This window comes from Rhodococcoides trifolii (assembly GCF_014635345.1).
Taxonomy (GTDB): domain Bacteria; phylum Actinomycetota; class Actinomycetes; order Mycobacteriales; family Mycobacteriaceae; genus Rhodococcoides; species Rhodococcoides trifolii.
Window position 1 is genome coordinate 522,815 of sequence record NZ_BMCU01000002.1, and the last position, 18,705, is coordinate 541,519.

At 66.8% G+C, this 18,705-nt stretch carries 17 protein-coding genes; 10 read left to right on the top strand and 7 right to left on the bottom strand.

All coding sequences use genetic code 11. The annotated features are described in order from the left end of the window. Positions 1-16: 16 nt before the first annotated feature. Together crtI and IEW02_RS09650 are read right to left on the bottom strand one after the other, a co-directional pair. Positions 17-1,561, bottom strand: a complete 1,545-nt coding sequence (gene crtI / locus IEW02_RS09645; protein WP_188544585.1) for a phytoene desaturase family protein — start codon at positions 1,559-1,561, stop codon at positions 17-19. Further along, positions 1,561-2,649 (bottom strand): polyprenyl synthetase family protein, encoded by a 1,089-nt coding sequence (locus tag IEW02_RS09650; RefSeq protein ID WP_229745913.1) that lies wholly within the window; start codon positions 2,647-2,649, stop codon positions 1,561-1,563. The genes crtI and IEW02_RS09650 overlap by 1 nt, the downstream gene beginning before the upstream one ends. A 183-nt stretch (positions 2,650-2,832) precedes the next feature. Here IEW02_RS09650 and IEW02_RS09655 point away from each other — a divergent pair, with 183 nt between their 5' ends. Next, the gene (locus IEW02_RS09655) at positions 2,833-3,846 is read left to right on the top strand and encodes a methylenetetrahydrofolate reductase (protein ID WP_229745914.1); all 1,014 of its coding nucleotides are present in this window, start codon (positions 2,833-2,835) and stop codon (positions 3,844-3,846) included. On the opposite strand, the gene IEW02_RS09660 is transcribed toward IEW02_RS09655, so the two are convergent. From IEW02_RS09660 to IEW02_RS09680, 5 genes are read right to left on the bottom strand one after another with little or no spacing between them, the layout of a single operon-like run. Then, positions 3,787-4,920, bottom strand: a complete 1,134-nt coding sequence (locus IEW02_RS09660) for a glycosyltransferase family 2 protein (protein ID WP_308933168.1) — start codon at positions 4,918-4,920, stop codon at positions 3,787-3,789. The two genes, IEW02_RS09655 and IEW02_RS09660, sit on opposite strands and share 60 nt — an antisense overlap. Beyond that, positions 4,917-5,609, bottom strand: a complete 693-nt coding sequence (locus tag IEW02_RS09665; RefSeq protein WP_188544586.1) for an LppM family (lipo)protein — start codon at positions 5,607-5,609, stop codon at positions 4,917-4,919. Before IEW02_RS09665 ends, IEW02_RS09660 begins: the two co-directional genes overlap by 4 nt. Continuing rightward, a complete protein-coding gene (locus IEW02_RS09670; protein WP_308933169.1) occupies positions 5,552-6,340 on the bottom strand; it encodes a carotenoid biosynthesis protein in 789 nt (262 codons plus the stop codon). The genes IEW02_RS09665 and IEW02_RS09670 overlap by 58 nt, the downstream gene beginning before the upstream one ends. Positions 6,341-6,360: 20 nt before the next feature. Then, positions 6,361-7,962, bottom strand: a complete 1,602-nt coding sequence (locus IEW02_RS09675; RefSeq protein ID WP_188544588.1) for a phytoene desaturase family protein — start codon at positions 7,960-7,962, stop codon at positions 6,361-6,363. Then, positions 7,959-8,579 carry a GNAT family N-acetyltransferase gene (locus IEW02_RS09680; RefSeq protein WP_188544589.1) on the bottom strand — a complete coding sequence of 207 codons (621 nt, stop codon included), beginning with the start codon at positions 8,577-8,579 and terminating at the stop codon, positions 7,959-7,961. Before IEW02_RS09680 ends, IEW02_RS09675 begins: the two co-directional genes overlap by 4 nt. Before the next feature lie 152 nt (positions 8,580-8,731). Between IEW02_RS09680 and IEW02_RS09685 the strand changes: the two genes are divergently transcribed. The 9 genes from IEW02_RS09685 to mraY all read left to right on the top strand — a co-directional run bounded on the left by IEW02_RS09685 (position 8,732) and on the right by mraY (position 18,705). Further along, complete coding sequence (locus tag IEW02_RS09685) at positions 8,732-9,190, top strand: SAV_6107 family HEPN domain-containing protein (protein ID WP_308933170.1); 459 nt, start codon at positions 8,732-8,734, stop codon at positions 9,188-9,190. A 167-nt stretch (positions 9,191-9,357) separates the two neighbouring features. Then, a complete protein-coding gene (locus tag IEW02_RS09690; RefSeq protein ID WP_188544590.1) occupies positions 9,358-9,786 on the top strand; it encodes an SCO2097 family morphological protein in 429 nt (142 codons plus the stop codon). Positions 9,787-10,152: 366 nt separating this feature from the next. After that, a complete protein-coding gene (gene mraZ / locus IEW02_RS09695; protein ID WP_188544591.1) occupies positions 10,153-10,584 on the top strand; it encodes a division/cell wall cluster transcriptional repressor MraZ in 432 nt (143 codons plus the stop codon). Positions 10,585-10,796: 212 nt separating this feature from the next. After that, positions 10,797-11,825, top strand: a complete 1,029-nt coding sequence (gene rsmH, locus IEW02_RS09700) for a 16S rRNA (cytosine(1402)-N(4))-methyltransferase RsmH (protein WP_188544592.1) — start codon at positions 10,797-10,799, stop codon at positions 11,823-11,825. Beyond that, on the top strand, positions 11,822-12,607 hold the full coding sequence (ftsL, locus tag IEW02_RS09705) for a cell division protein FtsL (RefSeq protein WP_188544593.1): 786 nt from the start codon (positions 11,822-11,824) through the stop codon (positions 12,605-12,607). Before rsmH ends, ftsL begins: the two co-directional genes overlap by 4 nt. Before the next feature lie 71 nt (positions 12,608-12,678). Further along, positions 12,679-14,490, top strand: a complete 1,812-nt coding sequence (locus IEW02_RS09710; protein ID WP_188545261.1) for a peptidoglycan D,D-transpeptidase FtsI family protein — start codon at positions 12,679-12,681, stop codon at positions 14,488-14,490. 77 nt (positions 14,491-14,567) lie between these two features. Then, the gene (locus IEW02_RS09715) at positions 14,568-16,139 is read left to right on the top strand and encodes a UDP-N-acetylmuramoyl-L-alanyl-D-glutamate--2,6-diaminopimelate ligase (RefSeq protein ID WP_188544594.1); all 1,572 of its coding nucleotides are present in this window, start codon (positions 14,568-14,570) and stop codon (positions 16,137-16,139) included. Continuing rightward, complete coding sequence (locus IEW02_RS09720) at positions 16,136-17,629, top strand: UDP-N-acetylmuramoyl-tripeptide--D-alanyl-D-alanine ligase (protein ID WP_188544595.1); 1,494 nt, start codon at positions 16,136-16,138, stop codon at positions 17,627-17,629. Before IEW02_RS09715 ends, IEW02_RS09720 begins: the two co-directional genes overlap by 4 nt. After that, positions 17,626-18,705 (top strand): phospho-N-acetylmuramoyl-pentapeptide-transferase, encoded by a 1,080-nt coding sequence (mraY, locus tag IEW02_RS09725; RefSeq protein WP_188544596.1) that lies wholly within the window; start codon positions 17,626-17,628, stop codon positions 18,703-18,705. The genes IEW02_RS09720 and mraY overlap by 4 nt, the downstream gene beginning before the upstream one ends.

Sequence of the window (18,705 nt, forward strand, 5' to 3'; positions counted from 1 at the left end):
TGGCTGCAGCGGAAAGTCAGCGAATCTGCGCGTCGATTCGCGCCGCAGCCAGCTTGCCGGACACCAGTACGGTCGGAACCCCGACTCCTGGTGTGGTTCCGCTGCCGGCCAGCACGATGTTCTGTGCCTCGCGAACCACGTTGGAACGCCGAAACGGGCCGGTCTGGCGGAAGATGTGCGACGCGGAGAACGGGCTTCCCGCAATCATCCCCTGCTTGAGCCACGTCTTCGGAGTGTCGATGTGGTCGATGGTCAGGCTTTCGCGCAGCCCGCCGTAGCCGCGACGATCGAGTGTCTCGAGTACGTCCTGCACGTACGGGTCGGTCAAGGCGTCCCAGTCGAGCGGAGCACTCTCGAGGTTGGGGCAGGGCGCGAGAATGGAAATGGGCTCTGCGGTGACGCCGTCACGAGTCACGCGCAGAGACGAGTCCGACTGCGACACGCGCGTGATCAACAGGGAGGGGTCCGACATCAGGCGACCTCGGCCGCGGGTCGCGGTCAGTTCCGTGAACGTCTGCTCCCAGTTCTCGCCGAAGTCGATCGTGTGGTGCGACTGAGATTCCCACGCGCTACTGATCGACGTCGGTACGGTGCCGTGCACCACGACACACGACGGTGAGACGCGGGTCTTGCGCTTGACCTCTATACCGGCGTCACGGAGCAGTCGATCGGTGACCAACAGGTCGGGCGTCAACACCAGCGCATCGCAGGCGTGGCGGACACCGTCCTCGGTCACGACCGCGCGTGCTCGGCCGCCCGCGTACTCGATGCTGCGAGCGCCCGTCCCGAGCAGCAGGGTTCCGCCGGCTCCGACGAACGCGTCCGCCATCGATTCGGCGATGATGCGCATGCCGCCGATGGGAAACGACACCCCCATGGACGTGTCCATGTGCGCGATCGCGCCGTAGACCGCGAGCGCTTTACGCGGTGCGACACCGGCGTACAACGCCTGGAAGGTGAAGATGCGGCGCAATCGGGGATCGGTCACGAGCTTGTCGATGCGAGCACCGAGCTTGCCGAATCCACCGAGTGCGACCAGCCGCAGCGTGTCCTTCAGTGCGCCTTTCCCGAGGATCAGGTCCAGTGGCGAGTCGAAGTTGGCGTCGATGAATCGGTCGAATTCGGAGTCGAAGACGTCGCTGAGCCACTGGCGCAATCGGCGGTAGCGTGCCGCCTCTTCGGGTCCGCACTTCGCCGTCACTTCGTCGATCATGCGCTTCGGGTCGGAATGGACATCGATGCTGGTGCCGTCCGCGAATCGGGTGTGATACGCCGGATTCAGGTGTACCAGTTCGATTTTCGGAGTCGTCGACTCGAACGTCTCGCCGACCGCGGCGAGCGCCTCGGCGATGAGGCTCGGCATGGTGAGAACGCTTGCGCCCGTGTCGATTCGATAACCGGGCGCCTCGACGGATCCCACACGGCCACCGACCGTGTCGTTTTTCTCGATCAGGGTGACATCGCGTCCACTACCCCGAAGGTGAAGTGCGGCAGCGAGACCCGACAGACCTGCGCCCACGACCACCACGTGATCCGTGGGACCGGACACCGTGCGGGTCATCAGTACTCCCGCCGAGTTGCGGACCATGCCATCGAGCGCAGCCTTTCCTTCGCCGGCGCCGTGGCGTCCGACAGATCCAGTTCCGCGAGCGCGGAGTCGGTGAGCGCAGAAATGCGCGATTCGACGTCGTCGACGGCACCCAGGTCGATGAGCGCACTGCGCAGGGTGTCGACCTCGTCGTCGGAGAGATCGGTTCCGATCTTGGACCGAATCATCGCCGCGGAGTCGGGCGCGACGCGATCGGCTGCTGCGAGAGCAACCGCGAGCAGCACTGTTCGTTTGCCCTCGCGCAGGTCGTCGCCCGACGGTTTACCCGTGATCTCCGGATCGCCGAACACGCCCAGCAGGTCGTCGCGCAGTTGGAACGCGACGCCGATGTCCGCGCCGAATCGGTGATAGGCCGCGATGAGAGCGGGGTCCGCGTCGGCCAAGGCCGCACCGATCAGCAGTGGACGTTCGACGGTGTACGCCGCGGTCTTGTACCGATCGATGCGCAGTGCCGCCTCGACGGACTCGTCGCCGCTGGCTTCGACCGTGATGTCGAGAAGCTGGCCGCCCATGACCTCGGTGCGCATGGCCGACCACACCGGTGCGACCCGTCCGGCCGCGTCCGCGTCGAGGTCCGCGAAGCGCACCATGTCGTCTGCCCAGCAGAGCGCGAGATCACCGAGCAGCACCCCGACGGACTCGCCGTATCGGTCCGGGTCGCCCGACCACCCTTGCGCGCGATGGCGTTCGGCGAACGTGACGTGGACGGTAGGAAACCCGCGGCGGGTCAGCGAACTGTCGATGATGTCGTCGTGGATCAGCGCGCACGCTTGAACGAGTTCGAGGGCAGAACACACTGCCAACACCGCAGGAGCGCCTGCCGACGACGGGTCACCGCCTGCGCCGACCCATCCGGTCCACGCGAACGCGGGACGAACCCGCTTGCCGCCGCGTAATACGAACGACACCAGTTCGTCCACGGCGTCGCTGTAGACAGGGCTGACCCCCTGGACCAGCTCGCGCCGGCTGTTCACGAACGTCCGCAGGGTGTCCTCGACCGATTCGACGAAACCGTCGGCCGTCACCGGTCGGCTGGTCACTCGGGGTGCGTGCGGTCCGGCAGACAGAGCGGGCCTCCTGGTCGGTAACGGCAACAAGGAACGTGCAACGAAGACGAGTGGCACGGTTTGTCCCACTCTAGCGCCGTATTCGGAGCCGTACCCCGATGCCGACGAGCACTACCGGTTACCGCTCGGTAGGACGGCGGAACCTATGCTGAACACGTGACGGACGCAGTGGGACACGCCAGCGGCACGCCTTCGGTGGTGGATCGCCTCGCCGCACCACGTGAATCTCGGATCCCGTTCTCCGTCGAGTTCTCACCACCCCGCGACGCCGAGGCCGAGGCGCGGCTGTGGCGCGCCGTCCGAACGTTCGAGCAGATGCGGCCGGCGTTCGTGTCGATGACCTACGGGGCGGGCGGTTCGACCCGCGACCGCACGGTTCGCGTGACCGGCGATCTGGCGGAGACCACCACGCTCCTGCCCGTCGCGCACCTCACGGCGGTCTCGCACAGCATCGCGGAACTCCGCTCGATGGTCGGTGCCTACGCGGACCGCGGCATCTCCAACATCCTGGTGCTACGCGGCGACCCTCCCGGCGATCCTTTGGGCCCGTGGGAGAAGCACCCGGACGGCGTTGAGTACGCCGAGGAACTGGTGCGGCTGGTCTGTGGACTCGGGGACTTCCACGTGGGTGTCGCGTCGTTCCCGGAGGGTCACCACCGAGCGCCGGACCTCGAGACCGACACGAAGCATCTGGTCGCGAAACTTCGTGCCGGAGCCGAGTATTCGATCACCCAGATGTTCTTCGACGTCGAGGACTACCTGCGTCTGCGCGACCGGGTCGAGGCCTACGACGAGGAACAGGGTCGCAAGCCGATCATTCCGGAGATCATGCCGATCACATCGCTCCGGTCGGTCAAGCGTGCGGTGGAACTGTCGGGATCGCGTCTGCCTTCGGCAGTCGAGAAGCGCCTCGAGCACGCGGCCGGCTCCGGACCGGAAGAGAACCGCGCCGCAGTGCGCGCCATCGGAATCGACCTCGCGACGTCGATGGGGGAGCGGCTCATCGCGGAGGGGGCGCCGGCGTTGCACTTCATCACCCTGAACTTTGCCCGGGCGACCAGCGAGGTGCTGGCCAACCTGGGTCTCGCGGCGCCGCGACCCGAGTTCGCGTCAGACGCTCAGGCGTCGGTCCTTCCACGTGAGCGTGCCGCGCCGGCGGCCGCGAGCTGATTCGACGACGAGCGCCACGCCGGCCGACACCGACACGGGATGCGTTGCGGCTGCAGGCACATCGAGCCCCAGTCCTTCGGCTCGACGCGTGATCGAACGGGATGCGACGGCCGCCGCGTACCCGAGCAGACCCCACCGCCGGACCGACCCGGTGCCGACCACGGCCGCGATCGGGGGAACGACCCAGGCCGTCACCGCGAGCAGCAGGGCCGGCGGCATCGCGGCCGGCCGGCCGAATGCGGACCAGAGCCAGCGTGTGTAGCCGACGCGGACCTCTCGGGTGCTGGTGTACATCCGGCAGGACGCGACTTCGCCCGCGTAGGCCACCGCCGTCGGGAATCCCGAAGCCCGAAAGCGGCGCGCGAGAGTGAGGTCGTCGGTCACCGACGACCGAGTCGACTCGTGTCCTCCGATGGCGCGGTAGGCGAGCGCGTCGAGGACGAGGAATTGACCGCACGCCACCGCAGTCGACGCTCGCAGCGATGCGTTCGCACCCCGAAGGTAGAGCGTGGAGGTCCACGACCAGACGAGCAGCGGCTGGACGAGACGCTCGGCGAGTCCGACGGCATCCTGTCGCGGCCACGGACTGAGCAACGATGTTCCCCCACGTCGCAGTTCCGTGACGGCCGACGCGAGGGCGTCCGGAACCAGCCGAACATCGGCGTCGAGAAAGATCAGAACGCTGCACTCGCCTTGCAGCGCAACGCGTCCGAGCTCGATGCACGCCACCGACTTTCCGACGCCTCCCTGGCCGTCGACGCCGCCGTCGAGGATGGTGAACCTGTCGTCGCCGCCGATCGCGCGCGTTGCCGCCGCTTCGGTGGAGTCGGTCGACCCGTCGTCGAGGACGAGCACACGCATCGGCGCGGCGACCCGTTGAGCGCGAAGATCGGCGATCAGAAGCGGCAGGTCGCGTTCCTCGTCGCGCGCCGGGATACAGACGGTGATGGTTTCGGCGGCCGACGTGTCTGTCGGGTTCGGACGTACGCGGGGCGCGGTGAGCGTGTTGACCGCGGCCAGTGCGGCCCCGAGCAGGCTGACGGCGGTACCCGTCCGCACCACACCAGCGATCAAGTGTCCGACGTCTCGCGCCGGCGAACGGGTGGGTTCCTGGACACGTAGGCCATACCGGCGATGATTGCCGCCACTCCGACCGTCACACCTCCGACGATTCCCGCCCAGCCCGCAAAGCTCCGGGTGTTGGGATCGGAGTACCGAACCTCGGCGCGGACGGTGGTGTTCTCGCCGGCGGGGAATTTCCACGTGACGATGTTGTCTCCGTCGCGGGTGCCGTTCGTGGTCGCCACTCGGGCAGGGAAGGCGATGGTGAACTGAACATCGGTGCCCTGTACGGGAACCGAGGTCAGATCGACCTGGCCGGCCAGCGTCACGAGGTCCCCGGCGCGAGTGAGAGTCAGCTGATACGCCCCGGCGGATTGATCGGACAACGCAGCGAGCTGTTGCACGTCCCCGAAGGTGAGATCGCTGAAGAATGCCTCGCTGCCGACGTATCCGTCCGAGTTGTACGGCTGCACTCGAATCTTGCTCGCGATGGAATCCGGCGGATTCAGTGTGGGGCCGGTATCGGAGTCCGACGTCGGAATGGTCGCCGCGACGATCTGACCGGACACCCGGTCGTTGGCGGACACACCCATCGAGACCTGCACGCGCAGACAACCGGCCAGCAGTGGAGCGACGAGCACGGTCAGAGCGATGACGGAGAAGAGCCTGCGCGATCGCCGCGCGAGTGGAGGTCGTGACACACGCGATATCGTAGCGACACCAGCAGCGGAACTCCGACAACTCCCATGGCGACCAAGCCGTACAAGGCGGACCATCCGAGCCCCGGCAGGAACACTGCGTGGGCCAGTGCCGACCCGAGCCACGTCCACAGGAACAGGGCGACGGGCACCGCCGGATAGGCAGTCGTGCGTGCGGGCACACGTCCGAGCGCTTCCATCCCGACGGCCATGATCAGCGCGACCAGTACCCACCCGAGGAAGTTCGTGTACGGGATGTCGGGGAGGCCGGGGAGCTGCGCGGCGTCGCTGAACCACGTCCACTGACCGTCGAGCACCATCTGCGGATCCAGGTAGAAATCCCACCCGACCAGTCCTGCCGCCACGAGCGCGACACGGGGGAGCGGCTTGACCGTCAGCTGGGTGGCGACACACCAGGCCGGGTAGAGCCCGACCGTCCAGGCGAAGGGGACCACCAGGGGAACACCCTGCACGCTGGGCCCGATGCGTCCCTGCGCGTAGGCGTAGTCACCGAAGGGGTAGCCGGTCTTGGAACCGATGATCTCCGCGACGAGGCCTACACCGGCGGTGACGACGAGCAGGGCGAGAGCCCACGCCGGCCCTCGGGTCTGTACGGCGTGAGCCAAGCACGCCGCAGCGAGCAGTGCGACCACGGCGAAGGTGACGGCATCACGGGCGGATCCGGACACCAGCGGATAGGAAATCTGCGCCAGCACCGCACCGACTGCGAACACAGCCGGTATCCGCCCGAACCTCACCGCTTGAGCCGACCGACAGTGCGGTGCAGCAGACTGCCGCGCCGCTCGGCAATGGCCAGACGAGCTGCGCTGCGTCCACTCGACCCGGATACGCCACCACCGGGATGCATCGACGCACCGGTCAGGAACAGCGACGGGGCGCCCGGGACTTTCTGATCGGACAGTGCGGGCAGCGGTCGCCACATCATCATCTGGTCGAGCGACATCTCCACGTGCATCACATTACCGCCGATCAAGCCGAGTTCCTGCTCGAGATCCCACGGCGACTGAACGTGGCGCTGCAGGATCGAATCGGCGAATCCCGGTGCGTACGAGTCGGTTTCGGCAATGATGCGGTCACCTTCGAGCTCTGCGACCTCCCGCCCACTCCCGCCGCGCCAGGTGCGCCCGTCGGACAACCGATACGGGTGCCATTGCGACCACAGCGAGACCTGATGCTCACCCGGCCGGGCGATGGACGGATCGACGGCGCTGAAGCTCATCGCGAGGACCACCGGCTTGGGCGGAAGGTCACCCGCCATTGCTGCGCCGTGGGCGCGGCGAAGTTGGGCACGGTCGTGCACGAGAAGCTGAAGTCCGTGCGTCGAGGACGCTAGGTCGGGCGCACTCGGATAGATGGGAAGAGACGACGTCGATGCGCGAACCACCATGCCGATTCCCGGTCCGACACGCACCGATTTGCGCCAGCCTGCCGTCACAGCGGCATCGAAGCCGCCGTTGTCGAGGAGGTCCAGTGTGGTGAGGATGTGACACCCGGCGATGACGGTACGGGCGGCCACTTCTTCACCGCTCGCTGTGCGCACGACCCAGCCTTCGCCGCGGCGCCTGATCTCGGTGACGGCGTCGCCGAGCGTCACGGTTCCGCCGTCGGCCCGAACCTTGGCCGCGAGCGCCTTGCTGAGCGACCCGCTGCCTCCCACGGCCCGTCCCGGCCCGAGGGTGTGCATCAGAGCTGCGAAGCCGACCATCGACGCCGTCCCGGGCTCGGACATCGGCGGGCCGGATTGTGCGCCGAACCACGCGAGTGCGGCCTTCAGTCGTTCGCTGTCGAACAGCCCGTCGAGAAGAGCGTCACCGGTGGTCAGAAACTGGCGTGAGAGTTCGCTGCCGCCGTCGGAGGCGTCCATACCCCAGAAGGACGAGAACAACCCGCGTGCTGTCGGCGGCTGGGCGAAGGCCTTCATGACGCGTTCGCTGCGTGGGCCCCACACGCCGACGAATGCGCGGTACGCGTCGGCGTCGGCTTGCCCGCACGCCGGCTCGATCGACGCGCACGTGTCGTCGAGACTGCTGGAGAACACGATTCCGGGTTCGTCGCTACCGGGCGGCGCCGGCGCGAACGCCCACGGGTCGCAGTCGATGTACGTCAGGCCGTGGTCGGCGAGGCGAAGTTCCTCGATGATGCCGGAGTGCCGCACCATGATGTGTGCGGACGAACCTCGGTCGACGGCGTGTCCGGGGAACCGTTCCACGGTCGAGACCGCGCCCCCCATCTCGGTGTCGCGTTCGATCACGCGCACGGACCACCCCGCGTCGGTGAGATAGGCGGCCGAGACAAGTGCGTTGTGGCCGGATCCGACCACTACGGCGTCGATCACTGGGGAGCCTCCAGGCTGTCGGGGTGTCGTGTCATGGGTAGTTCGCGGCCGAGCACCGCAAACGGTCGGGTGTCGCCTGCGAAGTGGAACCGTCTGATGACGTCACGGAAGCCCGACCGGCGGTACAGACGCCACGCACGGTTGTCTTCACCGGCGACTTCCGGAGTCGAGAGCAGGACGTGCTTCTCGGTCCGACCGTCCAGCAGAGCGGCCAGAAGGGCTTCGCCGAGTCGTTGGCCCTGTGCGGTGGGCAGTACGTGCAACTCGGTGAGTTCGAAGTAGTCGGACAGCATCTCCTCGGCGGCACCGCGGTCCCAGCCTGCCCGCCGCATGCCGTCGCGGACCTGCCGATGCCACCACTGGTGGCCGGCCCCGCTGTAGCCGTAGGCGATTGCGACCAGGGTTCCGTCGCTCGGCGACATCGCACCGACGGCACGCCACCCGGGACGCAGGATGTGTTCGGCCCACATGGGGGCGCGGTGATGTTCCGTGCCGTGGGGATAGCCCATGGCCTGGACGTAGACGGACAGCGCTTCGGGTAGTCGACTTCGGAGTTCGTGTGCGGACAGCTCGACAGGAACCGGTGCCGGGACGGCGTGGGGATGGACCGTACTCACCTCTTCCTCTCGCTTTCTGTCAGTGGTCGGGGTTATATTCGACGTATCGAACATGTGTTCGATAAGTGCTGGGAATCGAATGTCCGACCTCAATGCTTACATCGAGTACGGATCGGATGCGCAGCGGTCCATGTGGGACACAGAAGGAGGACATGAAGATGAGGCAGGAAGAAGCGGCGCGGGGAGTCGATCGACGGTTCGGCAGCAGCGACGGTCCTCCGCTGTCTCCTCAGGCTCGGGTCTTGCTTCGCCGTGCCGATGCGCTTCTCGAAGAGGCGGCCGGCGCTACCGATCCTGCGGAGCGTTTTCTGGCTGCGTACATCGCCGCGTTGCGGGGCGCGGGGGCCTTACTGGCTGCGGTCGACCCGGCACCCAAAAGAGGTCGCTCGCGTAGCGCTTGGGTTCGAATCGGTTCGTCCGCTCCGGATCTGGCCGAGTGGTCGGCTTATTTCGCGGGGTGGTCCTCTGTGCGCGCCTCGGTCGAGGCCGGTTCGGTCGACCGAATGACCGCAGACGATGCCGACGGCTTCTTCGTGCAGGTCGGACGCTTTCTGCACGCCGTCGACGATCGTGTTCACCGGTCGGAAATCCCGGTTTCGATCTCGGCGTGAGGGCCGTTCGGCACAGCTCGTAGAGAGATTCTGGAGAACACGTGTAACGGGTAGGTGGTACGCCGCCGATTCTGCTCGTATCATCGACAACAGGTAGCCGCCAACGTCGGCTATCCACCGTTTCTGGCAAGAAACGGTTGCCACCATCAAGTGCCGGGGGAGGTACCGTGCCACTCTCCGAGCACGAGCAGCGCATGCTCGATCAAATCGAGAGCGCTCTCTATGCCGAAGACCCCAAATTCGCGTCCACAGTTCGCGGTGGACGTATGAGGGTTGCGTCGACCAGGCGCCGCTTCCAAGCGGCTGCCCTGTTCGTCATCGGGCTCGTACTACTCATCGCCGGAGTCGCCTTGCCGTTCAAGCCTGGCGGCTTTCCGGTCATCAGCCTGATCGGCTTCGTCTTCATGTTCGGATCGGGAGTGCTCCTACTCCTGAAGAGTTCGAAGAAGGTTCCGCCCAACGGCGGCGCCGACGAGGGGTCGACCGCCGCTACCGGCAGTGCGCCACGTAGCGCCGGTACCCCGAAGCGGGGCGGTCGTAAGGGATTCACGTCCCGTATGGAGGATCGCTTCAGAAAGCGGTTCGACCAGGAGTAGGGCGACAGGCTCGACATCAGACGCAAGCGCGGCACCCACGGGTGCCGCGCTTTTGTCGTTCTTCCCCCCGGACTCCCCACCACGCCCCCCGGTGGCCGCCGATTTCCCACCGCGCCCCACTCGAGGGGTCGAGAGTCCTGTCACCACGGCCTTTCGTGCTCGAACGCGGGCTCGAACGCCGTTGTCGGTAAGTTTCAGTTCCCTGTCTCCGATTTTGCTCCCACCGGGACCCACATCGTCGACCTGCGAAAATGGTGACCATTCACAGAACTCGTGCCTCCATAAGATTGTGTGTGGAGAAAAGTGGGGTAAAGTGGTGGACAGCGGGAGACGGAAGCCCGCGGTGGGCGCGAGTGGAGGTGTCGAGTGTTTCTCGGTACCTACACGCCCAAGCTCGACGACAAGTTCCGGCTGACCGTGCCGGCCAAGTTTCGTGATCAGTTGGCAGGAGGGGTGATGGTGACCAAAGGGCAGGACCACAGCTTGGACATCTACCCCCGTGCTGTCTTCGCGGAACGAGCCGAGCGGCTGGCTCAAGCGTCGCGGTCGAATCCGAGTGCGCGTGCGTTCATCCGCAACTTCGCGGGTAGCGCCGACGAGCAGCACCCGGACTCGCAGGGTCGCATCACCATCGCCCCCGCGCACCGGCAGTACGCGGGGCTTACCAAGGAATGTGTCGTTCTCGGATCGGTCGACCACCTCGAACTGTGGGACGCCGAAGCCTGGAACTCCTACTCCGACGAACACGAAGACGACTTCTCTCAGGCGGTCGACGAAGCGCTCCAAGGATTGTTGTAAAGCACCAGCGATTCACTGCACGACCGGCCCGTGGTGGTTACTGCGTGGCCTCTGCCCGAACCGGACCCTGACGCACTTCCCCAGCGCCAGGTGCCGGGAGAGACCCTGACGTACTTCCCCAACGCCAGGTTCTCGCCTCGGACAGAGACCTCGCAGTACCCACCGGACCGCGGTAACACTCATCGAGTTCGATCTTGGCCGGAGGACAGCGCATGGCGGATGGCGAGAAAGGCCAACCCCCCGCTCCCGGTTTCTCAGAGAACGACGACCGGCCTCCGAGCTTCTCGCACGTTCCCGTTCGACTGCACCGCGCCGACGATCTGCTCGGTCCGGCCATCACCGCTGCGTCGTCGCCGGTGTACGTCGACACCACCCTCGGTCTCGGTGGGCATTCGGCGCATTTTCTCTCCAGCTACCCGGACCTGCGCCTCGTCGGACTCGATCGCGACCCCGACGCACTGGCCATGGCTGCGCAGCGGCTGGCCGAGTTCGGTGATCGAGTCACCCTCGTTCGCACCACCTACGACGGGATCGCCGACGCGTTGATCGAAGCGGGTCTCGACGCAGAGGACTCCGTGGACGCCATCCTGTTCGATCTCGGAGTGTCGTCGATGCAACTCGACTCGACCGATCGTGGATTCGCGTATTCCGTGGACGCCCCGCTCGACATGCGGATGGACCCGACTCAGGGACCGACTGCGGCCGACATTCTGAACACCGCCACGCACGGCGAAATCGCCCGCATCCTGAGCACGTTCGGTGAGGAACGGTTCGCCGGCCGAATCGCTTCCGCCGTGGTGCGCCGGCGCGAGCGAACGCCGTTCACCACCAGTGGTCCGTTGGTGGAGTTGTTGTATGCGAGCATCCCGGCCGCGACCAGACGTACAGGCGGGCACCCGGCCAAGCGGACGTTCCAGGCGCTGCGAATCGCGGTCAACCGTGAACTCGACTCCCTACGCGATGCCATCGCACCGGCACTCGCGTCCCTGCGTGTGGGTGGACGCGTCGTCTTCATGTCGTACCAATCGCTCGAGGATCGTGTGGTCAAGCAGGAGCTGACGCCCCTCACACGGTCGACGAGCCCCGAAGGTCTTCCGGTCGAACTGCCCGGCAGCGGACCGCAGTTCCGGCTCCTCACCCGCGGGGCCGAAAAAGCGTCCGAAGAAGAAATCGTCGACAACCCCCGGTCGGCGCCTGTTCGGTTACGCGCTGCAGAGCGAGTCTCCAGGAGGTCTGCATGAGCGTCCCGGTCACATCCCCACGGAGGGATCTCGAGGTCTCCAGGCCGTCCACGCGGACGTCGCGGACGGGTGCGGCCAAGCGGGCGTACGACAAGCGTCAGCAACGCGCGCAGGTACACACCAAGTCGGGTTCGGACTCACCTCGCGCGGGTGGATCGATCGCGGCGCGCATTCCCTTCGTCACCCTCGTCATCGGATTGTTGTCGGTCGGGCTTGCTCTCACGCTGCTGCTCACCACCCGCTCCACGGAAGATTCCTACGCGCTGACGGCCCAGCGTCAGCAGAATCAGAGTCTCGCCGAACAGGCTGCCGGCCTCGAGCGCGACGTCGAAACGGCCAATTCGGCACCAGAATTGGCGAAGCGCGCGAAGGAACTCGGCATGATTCCCACCAAGGACGTCCCGCGGCTCGTCGTGGCTCCCGACGGCTCCGTGCAGGTCATCGGTAAACCGGCTCCCGCGGCCGGCCCGCCCGCCCCCGACTTCGACGCCGCCGCGCCGACAGGTCCCGTCGTGGGCTCGCCCAATACGGCCGGGGCCACCGCGCTGAGCCGAGAGGCGTTGACTCCCGTGGGATCCGGGACGTCGACCACGTCCGCCTCGGCGACTCCGACACCCACCGCTTCGGCGACGCCGTCGGCATCCTCAGCGCCCACCTCGGCTCAGGCTCCGGCTCCGGCTCCTTCGGCACCGACCACGACGCCGGCTCCCGCAGCCGTCGCACCCGCACCGGCTGCACCCGCACCGGCCGCACCCGCAGGCGAACAGCAGGTACCGGCGTGAGTACACCGACCCGCCGTCCCCCGCATCGCACGGCCCCGCCGCGCCCCGCCGCGCCTCGCGGGTCCTCACGAATGGTCTCCCGTCGGCCGGACGGGTCCGGCTCGCGCTTCCGCGTGGGTCGGTTCGTCATGTTCGCCGTACTCGGAGTTGCTGCGCTGCAACTGTTGTGGATTCAGGTCTTCCAAGGTCCGACGCTCTCCGCCCAGTCGGCGAATCAGCGCTCGACCACGATCGTCGACCCCGCCACCCGCGGGTCCATCCTCGATCGCAGCGGAAGTCCGATCGCGTTCACGATGGAAGCCAAGGCCCTGACGTTCCAGCCCGCCAAGGTGCGGGCGGATCTGGAAGCGGCGAAGGCCAAGGACCCCTCGGAGCCCGACCCCGATCGGCGTATCGACGAGATCGCCGCCGGCGTCGCGTCCGCGCTCGGCTCGGTCGTGACCGAGAAAGACGTGTTGGCGAAGATGACGTCCACGGAGACGTTCGTCTACCTGGTCCGCAGCGTGGACCCGGCGGCTGCTGCGAAGATCAACACCGAGTTTCCCGAGGTCGGCCTGGAACGTCAGGACATTCGCGAATACCCCGGTGGATCACTGGGCGCGAACCTGGTCGGTGCCACCGGGTGGGACGGACACGGACTGCTCGGGCTCGAGAGTTCGCTGGATTCCACATTGGCGGGAACCGACGGGTCGCGGACGTACGACCGGGGATCGGATGGTGCCGTCATCCCCGGCAGCTGGCGCGATCAGCAATCGGCGGTCAACGGGTCCAGCGTCGAACTGACCATCGACTCCGACCTGCAGTACTACGTGCAGCAGCAGGTGCAGTCCGCGAAAGACCTGTCCGGTGCGAAGAACGCGTCGGCAGTGGTGTTGGACGCACACACCGGCGAAGTGCTGGCCATGTCCAACGACGGCACGTTCAACCCCTCGATCGGTGTGGGGAACAACTCGCCGACCGCCCAGATGGGCAACCTGCCCGTGACGTCACCGTTCGAGCCCGGTTCGGTCAACAAGATCGTGACTGCCTCCGCTGCAATCGAATACGGCCTGACCAACCCGGACGAGGTGTTGCAGGTTCCGGGAAACATCACGATGTCCGGGGTCACGGTCAACGACGCCTGGGTCCACGGGGTGGCGCCGTACACCACGACGGGTGTGTTCGGTAAGTCCTCCAACGTCGGAACACTCATGCTGGCGCAACGCGTCGGTGAGGACCGCTACGCCGAGATGCTGCAGAAGTTCGGCCTCGGTCAGCGCACCGACGTCGGGCTCCCGGGCGAGAGCTCCGGTGACGTGCCGAGTCGCGATCAGTGGTCCGGGGGCACGTTCGCCAATCTGCCGATCGGGCAGGGTCTGTCGATGACCCTGTTGCAGATGACCGGGATGTATCAGGCGATCGCCAACGACGGGGTGCGCGTCCCTCCGCGCATCGTCAAGGCGACTGTCGATGCCAACGGCAACGCCACCGACGCCGAACGTCCCGCGGGTGTTCAGGTGGTCAGCCCGCAGACGGCGAGCACGGTGCGCGACATGTTCCGGGCGGTCACCCAGGCCGACAACGGAAACCAGCGTGGCACCGGTGTGGCGGCCGCAATCGACGGATATCAGATCAGCGGCAAGACCGGTACGGCGCAGCAGGTCGATCCGGCGTGCAAGTGCTACTCCAACTCCAACTACTGGATCACCTTCGCCGGCATTGCTCCCGCGGACGACCCTCGATACGTCATCGGCATCATGCTCGACGCTCCGACCCGCAGCTCCGACGGGTCGGGAGGACAGTCCTCGGCTCCGCTTTTCCACAGCATCGCGTCGTGGATGTTGCAGCGCGACGGGGTTCCGCTGTCGACCGCAGGGAAGCGTCTGACCCTGCAGGCCGACTGAAGTCGAAATCGGCTCGCCGGTAACCTGACACGTCGGCCCAATCCCAGTGTCAGCACCCGAAAGGAGCCGAAGAGCTCGTGCCCGTTCATTCTCCCCTCAGGCCGGAGCGACCGCCGGTGACGTCGGCGTCGGTGCTGGCGAAGCAGATCGGGGCGACGATCGTGCCGTTCGGGGGAGAACGCGCGGCCCAGCTGACCGGCATCGAACTGCGCGCCCAGAACGTGGAGCCCGGTGACCTGTTCGCCGCCCTTCCCGGTGCCCGCTCGCACGGTGCCCGATTCGTCGCGGACGCTGTCGAGCGCGGTGCGGTAGCGGTCCTGACGGACCCGGACGGGCTGGAATCGATCCGTGAGCTCGACGTTCGCACGCCGCTCACGGTGCTCGTGCACGCGGCTCCCCGCACGGTGCTGGGCGAGGTGTCCGCCACGGTCTACGGTCATCCGTCCTCCCGCTTGGACGTCATCGGGATCACCGGAACATCGGGAAAGACCACCACCTCCTACCTGATCGAGAGCGCACTGCGCGCCGCCGGCCGTTCACCCGGTCTGATCGGCACCATCGAGACGCGGATCGGGAAACGGCCGGTGCCGAGTGCGCTCACCACCCCGGAGGCGCCGCACCTGCACGCTATGTTCGCCGCCATGCTCGAGCAGGGCGTCGACACGGTCGTGATGGAGGTGTCGTCGCACGCGCTGGCACTGGGGCGCGTGGACGGCACGCACTTCGCGGTCGGTGCCTTCACCAACCTTTCGCAGGACCACATGGACTTCCACGAGAGCTTCGAGGACTACTTCCTCACGAAGAGTCGGCTCTTCGCGTCCGAGTCCTCGGTGCACGCGGATCGTGCGGTCGTGTGCGTGGACGACGACTGGGGCAAGCGGATGGCGGGCATCGCGCGCGCTGGCGCGGACCACGTCGTGACCGTCGGTGGGGTCGCCGACGATGCGGACTGGACGGTCACCGACTGGACCGGGGACGCCGACGGTGCGCAGACGTTCACCGTCGAACCCGGTGAACTGCGTGCATCACTGCGCCTTCCCGGTCGATACAACGTGGCCAACGCCCTGCTCGCGGCCGCGACGTGCGCTGCGGTCGGCGTCGACCCGGCAGCTGCCCTCGGGGCCATGTCCGACGTCGATGTCCCTGGCCGGATGCAGCGCATCGACAGGGGCCAGCCGTTCCTCGCCGTCGTCGATTACGCACACAAGCCGGCCGCTCTCGATGCCGTGCTGGCCACCCTGCGTACTCAGGTCGACGGGCGCATCGCGGTCGTGTTCGGGGCGGGCGGTGACCGCGACGCGGACAAGCGGCCGTTGATGGGCGCATCGGCCGCAGCCGGTGCCGACCTCGCGGTGATCACCGACGACAACCCGCGGAGCGAGGATCCCGCGGCCATCAGGGCCGCCGTTGCCGCCGGCGCTCGTACCGTTCCCGCCGACAGGCGTGCGGAGATTCGCGTGGTGGACGGTCGACGCGATGCGATCGATGCAGCCGTGCAGTGGGCGCGCGCCGGCGACGTTGTTCTCGTTGCCGGCAAAGGTCACGAGGTGGGGCAGGAGATCGACGGAGTGAAGCATCCGTTCGACGATCGGACGGTCCTCGCGGAGGCCATCGACACCGTCATCACACGTACTGGGGGACTGCAATGATTCCGCTCTCGATCGGCGCCATCGCCGACATCGTCGGGGGCACTTTGCACGACGTGCCCGACCCATCGGTCGTGGTGAGTGGGACCGTCGAATTCGACTCGCGCGCAACAACATCCGGTGGTCTGTTTCTCGCTCTGCCCGGTAACCGAGTCGACGGGCACGATCACGCTGTCGCTGCCGTAGAGGCCGGTGCGGTCGCCGTGGTGGCGGCGCGCCCGGTCGGTGTCGCGGCCGTCGTGGTCGAGAAGACTCCACACAGCAGCCGGGCCATGGCACTCGAGCACGACGCCGACGGGTCGGGAGCTGCGGTGTTGGAGGCGCTCGCTCGACTGGCCAGGGAATCCGTCACGCAACTCACCGCATCGCACGGCCTGACGGTCGTGGGCGTCACCGGGTCGTCGGGCAAGACGTCGACCAAGGATCTGCTGCGCGCCGTCCTCAGCGCGGCAGGGTCGACCGTCGCTCCTCCCGGATCCTTCAACAACGAACTCGGTCACCCCTGGACCGCGCTACGGGCCGACGAGTCGACGGATTTCCTCGTGCTGGAGTTGTCGGCCCGCGGCCGCGGCCACATCGCCGCTCTGGCCGAGATCGCGCCGCCCCGGATCGGTGTCGTCCTGAACGTGGGCACCGCACACCTCGGCGAGTTCGGGTCACGTGAGGCGATCGCGGAGACGAAGGGCGAGCTGGTCGAGGCCTTGCCCGCCGAGGGTCTCGCCGTTCTGAATGCGGACGACGACCTGGTGTCGGCCATGGCGGCGCGCACCGCGGCGCGTGTCGTCACATTCGGACAAGCGGACTCGGCCGATGTTCGCGCCGAGAACGTGACGCTGGACGACACTGCGCGTGCGTCGTTCGACCTGGTGACATCGGCGGGGACGTCTCGGGTGTCGCTTCTGGTCCACGGCGAGCATCAGGTCGGAAACGCGTTGGCCGCCGCCGCCGTGGGGCTCGAGGTCGGGATGAGCGTCGACAAGGTTGCCACTGCGCTCAGCGGTGCGGAAGCCGCCTCGCAGCGGCGCATGGATGTGCGCACGCGTGCCGACGGCGTGACCGTCGTCAACGATTCCTACAACGCCAACCCCGATTCGATGCGCGCGGCGCTCAAGGCGCTGGTCACCATGTCTCGCAGCGGACGTGACGGCGGCCGGAAATCGTGGGCGGTGCTCGGTGAGATGGGTGAGTTGGGCGACGAGTCCGTCATCGAACACGACCGGATAGGCAGGTTGTCCGTTCGTCTCGCGGTGAGCAAGCTCATCGTGGTGGGATCGGGGCGGCCGAGTCATGCCATGTACCAGGGTTCGGTGATGGAAGGGTCGTGGGGCGACGAAGCCGTCCTCGTTCCCGACGCGGCCGCCGCGATCGAGTTGTTGACAGCACAGGTGGAACCGGGGGATGTCGTGTTGGTGAAGGCCTCGCAGTCGATCGGCCTGTGGTCGGTCGCGGACGCACTGCTCGCGCAGGGCGACCAGCAGGAGGAGAGTCGTTGAGGCAGATCCTGTTTGCCGGCGGAATTGCGCTGGCGGTGGCCATCCTTCTCACTCCGGTACTGATCAAGGCGTTCTCCAAGCAGGGATTCGGGCAGGAGATCCGTGTCGAGGGTCCGGCCAGTCACCAGTCGAAGCGCGGTACGCCCACCATGGGCGGCGTCGCGATCCTGGCGGGTCTGTGGGCCGGGTACTGGGGCTCGCACCTGATCGGCATCGGTTACGACGCCGACGGTCCCTCCGTGTCGGCTCTGCTCGTCCTGGGTCTGACCACCGTCCTCGGCGTGGTGGGATTCCTCGACGACTTCATCAAGATTCGCAAGCAACGCAACCTCGGCTTGAACAAGACCGCCAAACTGGTCGGCCAGCTCTTCGCCGCCGTCATCTTCGGCGTTCTGGCACTTCAGTTCAACGGTGGAAGCGGGCTCACACCGGGCAGCGTGCAGCTGTCGTATGTTCGCGACATCGCGACCGTGTCGATGGGCGGCATCGTCTTCATCCTGTTCTGCTACCTGCTGGTCAGCGCGTGGTCCAACGCGGTGAACCTCACCGACGGACTCGACGGTCTTGCCGCGGGGTCCATGACGCTCGTGCTCGGCGCGTACACGGTCATCACCTTCTGGCAGTACCGACAGGCGTGCTCCACGAGCCCGGGCCCGGGTTGCTACGACGTGCGTGATCCTCTGGATCTGGCGCTGATCTGTGCGTCGGCCGCAGGTGCGTGCATCGGATTCCTGTGGTGGAACGCAGCTCCCGCCAAGATCTTCATGGGTGACACCGGATCCTTGGCCCTCGGCGGTCTGTTGGCCGGGTTGTCCATCGTGACCCGCACCGAACTGCTCATGGTCGTCATCGGTGCGCTGTTCGTCGCCGAGGCCGCGTCGGTCGTGATTCAGGTGGCGGTGTTCCGGTCCAGCCGGCGCCGTGTCTTCAGGATGGCACCGTTCCATCACCACTTCGAGCTCGGCGGCTGGGCGGAAACCACGGTGATCATCCGGTTCTGGCTGCTGGCGGCGATATCGTCGGCGGTGGGTCTCGCCCTGTTCTACAGCGAGTACCTCTCTGCTGTCGGCGACTGA